Here is a 5,324-nt window from a genome sequence, read left to right on the forward strand (position 1 = left end):
GCACAAGAACGCCGTCGCCGCCGCCGCGCAGGCCCAGGCCCAGGTGATGGCCGCCAAGGCGCAGCTGGCGCAGGCCCGCGCGCTCGCGCCGCCGGCACGACCTGAAGGCGCCCTTCGCGGGCACCCTGATTGAGTCCCCGGACCAGACGGGCGCCACGGTGGGCCCGGGCACGCCCCTCTTCACGCTGGAGCAGCTGGACACGCTCATCTTCCGCACCACCGTGGCGGAAGGCGCGCGCGCGCTGCTCAAGCCGGGCGTGAAGGTGCGCGTGGCGGCGCTGGGCCACGGCGCGTCCACCGACGAGGCCGTGGTGCGCACCATCCTGCCCTCCGCGGACCCCACCACCCGCCGCATCCCGGTGGAGATTTCGGTGCCCAACGCGGACGGCCGCTTCGTGGCCCACACCCTGGCGCGCGCCATGCTGAAGCTGGGGGAGGCGCAGGACGCGCAGCTGCTCCCCACGACGGCGCTGTCCTCCTCCAACGGGGACCACGTCCTCGTCGTCAGCGACGGCGCCCTCCAGCGCGTGGACGTGCAGGTGCTGGAGCGCCGCGACCGCGAGGTGGTGGTGCGCGCCGCGGCCGTCCTCCAGCAGGTGGTGGACTTCCCCACGCCCTCCCTGTCCCCCGGCACCCGCGTCTCCGTGAAGTAGCCGAACGGCCGCCCCTTTTCGCCGCGCGGCCCTCCAGCCAGCGCGGCGCGCGTGAGCACCTCCATGATTCTCAGTGACGTCTCCATCCGACGGCCGGTGTTCACGGCCATGCTGTCCCTGCTGCTCATCGTGCTGGGCGTGATGGGCCTCAAGCGCCTGGGCACCGACCTCTACCCGGACGTCAGCTTCCCCGTGGTGGTGGTCAACACCCTCTACAAGGGCGCGGGCCCGGGCGAAATCGAGACCCAGGTCATCAAGCCCCTGGAGGACGCGGTCGCCGGCATCAGCGGCGTGGATAAAATCCACTCCTACAGCCGCGAGAACGTGGGCACCGTCGTGGTGTCCTTCACGCTGGGCACCGCGCTGGACACGGCCGTCCAGGACGTGCGCGACAAGGTGGGGCAGGCCGTCAACAAGCTGCCCACGGACGCGGACGCGCCCATCGTCAGCCGCGTGGACCTGTCCGCCGCGCCCATCCTCACCTACGCGGTGTCCGCGGACATGACGTCCCAGGCGCTGCGCAAGCTCTTGGATGACCGCATCAAGCCCGCGCTCGCGCAGCTGGCCGGCGTGGCGGAGGTGCGCATCACCGGCGGCGACACGCGGGAGATTCAGGTCGACATCGATTTGGACAAGGCCCGCGCGGTGGGCATCACGCCGTCCCAGGTGTCCCAGCGCATCGGCACGGAGAACCTCAACCTGCCCGCGGGCCGCCTCCAGCTGGGGCCCAACGAGCTGACCGTGCGCGCCATGGGCGAGTTCACCAGCGTGGACGACCTGCGCCAGCTGCCCATCGCCCGCAGCGGCACCGGCGCGCAGGTGCGCCTGGAGGAGATCGCCACCATCACGGACGGCGTCGCCGAGCGCCGCACCACCGCGCGCCTCAACGCCCGCGACGCCGTGGTGCTCGAAATCGTGAAGCAGCCGGGCTCCAACACCGTGAGCGTCAGCGACGCGGTGAAGAAGACGCTCGCGCAGATGGGGCCCGTCGTGGGGCAGGGCTTCCAGGCCACGCTCCTCATCGACCAGTCGGACCTCATCCGCGCCAACACCCACGAGGTGTGGATCGCCCTCATCTTCGGCGGCTTCATGGCGGTCCTCATCATCCTGATGTTCCTGCTGGACCCGCGCGGCACGTTCATCTCCGCGCTCGCGCTGCCCACGTCCGTCATCGGCACGTTCTTCGTGATGTACGTGCTGGGCTACTCGCTCAACCAGATGACGCTCCTGTCGCTGTCCCTGGCCATCGGTCTGCTCATCGACGACGCGGTGGTGGTGCGTGAGGCCATCACCCACCGGCTGGAGCAGGGCGAGGACCCCATGAGCGCCGCGTCCAACGGCACGCGGGACGTGGGCCTGGCGGTGCTCGCCACCACGCTGTCCCTGGTGGCGGTGTTCATCCCCGTGGCCTTCATGCCCGGCATCGTGGGCCAGTTCTTCAAGCAGTTCGGCATCACCATCTCCGTGGCGGTGCTCATCTCGCTGTTCATCTCCTTCACCCTGGACCCCATGCTGTCCGCGCGCTTCGCCAAGGCGCGCAAGCCGGGGGAGCAGCACCACGAGCCCGCCGTGTTCCGCGCGCTGCGCCGCTTCCTGGAGGCCACGGAGCACACCTACGCGCGCATCCTGGGCTGGGTGCTGCGCCACAAGTGGGCCACCGCGGGCCTCACCCTGCTGGCGCTGGTGCTGTCCTTCGGCGCCGCCAGCCGCCTGGGCGTGGAGTTCATGAGCGCGGAGGACCGCTCGCAGCTCATCGTCGAATTGCAGCTGCCGGACTCGTCCAACCTCGCGCAGACCACGGAGCGCGCCGCGCAGGCGGAGACGCTCCTCAAGCAGATCCCCGAAATCACCGACATCTACACCACGGTCGGTCCCAGCGGAGACGTCTACAAGGCGCGCATGCGCGTGCTCACGGTGGGCAAGGACAAGCGCACCAAGAGCATCGGCACCCTCAAGGAGGAGGCCCGCGCGCTGCTGGTCCCCAACCTGGTCTCCACCGCCATCACCCTGTCGGACCCGCCGGCCATCGAAGGCCTGGGGGACTGGTACCCCATCATGGTCCGCGTGGTGGGCCCGGACTTGAAGCGCGTCAACGAGGAGGCCGAGCGCGTCGCCGGCATCCTGCGCACCCTGGGCACCTCCGACGTGCGCGTGGACTCCAACCCGGCCAAGCCGGAGCTCCAGATTCAAATCGACCGCGCGCGCGCCGCGGACATGGACCTGTCCGCCGGGGCGCTCGCCATGCAGCTGCGGCTGGCCATTGACGGTGACGTGTCCGCCAAGCTGCGCGAGGGCACGGATGAGACGGACATCCGCGTGCGCCTGCGCGAAGAGGACCGCGCCACGCCGGAGCGCGTGCGCCAGCTGATGGTGGCCACGCCCAGGGGCCTGCACCAGGTGACGGACGTGGCGGAGGTGTCGCTCAAGGACGGCCCCAGCGTCATCGAGCACGAGAACCGCGAGCGCCAGGTGGCCGTCGTGTCCCAGCTGGCCAAGGGCGCCGCGCTGGGTGACGTGGCCACGAAGCTCAAGGCCGCCATCGCCCAGAAGCCCCTGCCGCCCGGCTACGCCATCGTCTACGACGGCCAGATGAAGAGCCTGGATGAGCAGAACGACGCGTTCGGCATCGCGTTCGGCCTGGCCTTCGTCTTCATCTACATGGTGCTCGCCAGCCAGTTCGAGTCCTTCAAGCACCCCTTCACCATCATGGTGTCGCTGCCGCTGGCGCTCGTGGGCGCGCTGCTGGGGCTCGTCGTCACGAACTACCACGTCAGCATGGGCGCGATGATTGGCGTCATCCTGCTGATGGGCCTCGTCACCAAGAACGCCATCCTCCTCATCGACGGCGCGCTCCACCACCTGCGCGAGGGCGACTCCGTGGACGAGGCCCTGCTCAAGGCCGGCCCGCGCCGCCTGCGCCCCATCCTCATGACGAGCGCGGCGATGGCCATTGGCATGGTGCCCACCGCCTTGGGCACGGGCACCGGCTCCGAGTTCCGCGCCCCCATGGCCATCTCCGTCATCGGCGGCGTCATCACCTCCACCTTCCTCACGCTGCTGGTGGTGCCGGTGGTGTTCGCGGCCATGGAGAAGCTGTCCTTCCGCAAGAAGAAGCCCCACACGGAAGGACCGCTCACGGCGCCGCCCGTGGACGCGCCCGCCGCGCACGACCGCGCGGCCTGAAGCGGACACAGGGACTGATGTGAAAGAGGGCGCGGGGGCAGCCAGTCCCCCGCGCCCTTCTTCATGCCCGGCCAATCACATGACACGGGCAAAAGACAAAGGGCCCGGATGACGGTGCCGTCACCCGCGCCCTTGGCTTGAAGCCTGGATGCGTTGAAACAGGGGGATGAAACAAATCCCGGGAGGGCGTCTTCCGCTGGGGCCGCCGGCTCCGGGCCATGCCGGAGACGGGGCGTCCGCGGGCGTCCTGCCCGGGGGGACTGCTCTAGCGCGAGGCCGCCATGCCTTCGCCGTTGAGCAGGCGCACGCGCGCCTTGGCGAGCTGGTTCTGCGCTTCCTCCAGCGACACACAGTCCACCGTGATGTCGTCGTTGGGGGATGCTTCCGACGCCACGCGGGCCGTCTGCAGGCGCGCGATGGTGGAGTCCGACACGTGCGCACACATCGCGCAGCCGTTCTTGCGGCCGTGGTCGACGATCTCGGAGAACAGCTTCGCGGATTCCGGCTCCAGCGGGCGCAGCCCCCGCATGTCGGCCAGAACCAGGTGCCGCCCTCCGCCGTAGCTGTCCGTGGCCTTCTTGTAGACGGCCACGTACTCCTTCATTTCGTTGGGCCGCATGAAACCGCTCATGCGGGCAGTGATGGTCCGACGGCTGACATCATTGGTGACTTCGAACATAGGTGCGCCCTCCCTCGCAGGCGCAAAGCCTAACAGACGTCTTTCGGACTTTCACCAGCCCCCCCTTGATTCCTTGGGGAGTGGAAGGTTTGAAAGGGATTGCGTGTTATTCCTTCTCGGCAGGTTGTAAAAATGAAGAAGCCCGGTCCGCGCGAGCGGGACCGGGCTTCCGGACTCCGTTTGGACCCGGAGCGGGGTGGGATCAACCCGCTGCGCGGACGTTCTGTGCCTGCAGGCCCTTGGGGCCGCGCGTCACCTCGAACTCCACCTTCTGGCCTTCGGCCAGGGTGCGGAAGCCGTCCATGTTGATGGCGCTGTGGTGGCAGAACACGTCCTCACCACCGCCGTCCTGCGTGATGAAGCCAAAGCCCTTCGCATCGTTGAACCACTTCACGGTACCGGTAGCCATGAATCGTCTTCTCTTTGTTGGTGGGGCGGGGCACTCACCGCGCGAGGCGGCCAGCCCTCTCGAAATGTGAGGACCTGAGTGCGGACCGCAGTCTGCCCGGCGGGGCAGGGTGGGTGGAAGCCCCCCTGCCCGGCAGCCAACAGTTCGATGGGTGGGCAGCATGACTACCCACCGTCGTCGCAGGCAGGCGGGCGAGGGGGAGGGGCAGGCCCGGCGCCCGGGTCTGGGGGCGTGGCTACCGTTCCGGGCAAGGCCACGACGGCCAGGAGAGGAGTCACGTCATGTACGAGGTCCGAGGCCTGGAGCCAGCGCCGGTGCTGCCCCCCGTCCCCCCGCGCCCGGAGGGCGCCGTGCGCCGCGAGTGGCGCCGCATGCGGGACCACAGCGCGGCGGCGGGCAT

4 protein-coding genes are annotated in these 5,324 nt (G+C 69.4%); 2 read left to right on the plus strand and 2 right to left on the minus strand.

What is annotated here, in order from left to right; all coding sequences use genetic code 11:
- Positions 1–128 precede the first annotated feature (128 nt).
- Together ACLEQD_RS36005 and ACLEQD_RS36010 are read left to right on the plus strand one after the other, a co-directional pair.
- Positions 129–653 carry an efflux RND transporter periplasmic adaptor subunit gene (locus tag ACLEQD_RS36005; RefSeq protein WP_410390383.1) on the plus strand — a complete coding sequence of 175 codons (525 nt, stop codon included), beginning with the start codon at positions 129–131 and terminating at the stop codon, positions 651–653.
- Between the two features lie 63 nt (positions 654–716).
- Entirely contained in the window at positions 717–3,836 is a 3,120-nt protein-coding gene (locus ACLEQD_RS36010) for an efflux RND transporter permease subunit (RefSeq protein ID WP_410390380.1), read from the plus strand.
- A 265-nt stretch (positions 3,837–4,101) separates the two neighbouring features.
- Here ACLEQD_RS36010 and ACLEQD_RS36015 read toward each other — a convergent pair whose 3' ends face one another.
- Positions 4,102–4,455: a hypothetical protein gene (locus ACLEQD_RS36015; protein WP_410390381.1), complete on the minus strand. Its 354-nt coding sequence runs from the start codon at positions 4,453–4,455 to the stop codon at positions 4,102–4,104.
- A gap of 262 nt (positions 4,456–4,717) precedes the next feature.
- Positions 4,718–4,924, minus strand: a complete 207-nt coding sequence (locus ACLEQD_RS36020) for a cold-shock protein (protein WP_120526528.1) — start codon at positions 4,922–4,924, stop codon at positions 4,718–4,720.
- Positions 4,925–5,324: the final 400 nt, after the last annotated feature.

It is taken from the genome of Corallococcus sp. 4LFB, assembly GCF_046520365.1.
In the GTDB taxonomy this organism is placed as follows: Bacteria; Myxococcota; Myxococcia; order Myxococcales; family Myxococcaceae; genus Corallococcus; species Corallococcus caeni.

Excerpts from the sequence above, each read along its gene's own strand:
- ACLEQD_RS36010 (WP_410390380.1), top strand. The coding sequence starts at position 717 with ATGATTCTCAGTGACGTCTCCATCCGACGGCCGGTGTTCACGGCCATG.
- ACLEQD_RS36015 (WP_410390381.1), bottom strand. The coding sequence starts at position 4,455 with ATGCGGCCCAACGAAATGAAGGAGTACGTGGCCGTCTACAAGAAGGCC.
- ACLEQD_RS36020 (WP_120526528.1), bottom strand. The coding sequence starts at position 4,924 with ATGGCTACCGGTACCGTGAAGTGGTTCAACGATGCGAAGGGCTTTGGC.